At 62.3% G+C, this 416-nt stretch carries 1 pseudogene; it reads left to right on the top strand.

The window, feature by feature from the left end:
• Window positions 1–416: pseudogene (locus tag KQX66_RS38850) on the top strand (ATP-dependent helicase HrpB); the annotation flags it as partial.

The following is a 416-nucleotide window of genomic DNA, read 5'->3' as shown; positions in this document are numbered from 1 at the left end:
ATACCCAGCCGCGCCGCCTGGCGGCGCGCACCGTCGCCAACCGCATCGCCGACGAGCTGGAAACCCCGCTCGGCGGCAGCGTGGGCTACAAGGTGCGCTTCAACGATCAGGTGGGGGAAAACACCCTGGTCAAGCTGATGACTGACGGTATCTTGCTGGCGGAGATTCAGCAGGATCGCCTGCTGATGCAGTACGACACGTTGATCATCGATGAAGCGCACGAGCGCAGCCTGAATATCGACTTTATTCTCGGCTACCTGCGCGAACTGCTGCCGAAGCGCCCGGATCTCAAGGTGATCATCACCTCGGCGACCATCGATCCGCAGCGTTTCTCGCGCCACTTCAACAATGCGCCGATCATCGAGGTTTCCGGCCGCACCTACCCGGTGGAGGTGCGTTACCGCCCGGTGGTGGAC

The organism is Paenibacillus oleatilyticus, assembly GCF_018998565.1.
GTDB classification, from domain to species: Bacteria; Bacillota; Bacilli; order Paenibacillales; family NBRC-103111; genus Paenibacillus_G; species Paenibacillus_G oleatilyticus.
This window is presented reverse-complemented; position numbering and strand designations above follow the sequence as displayed.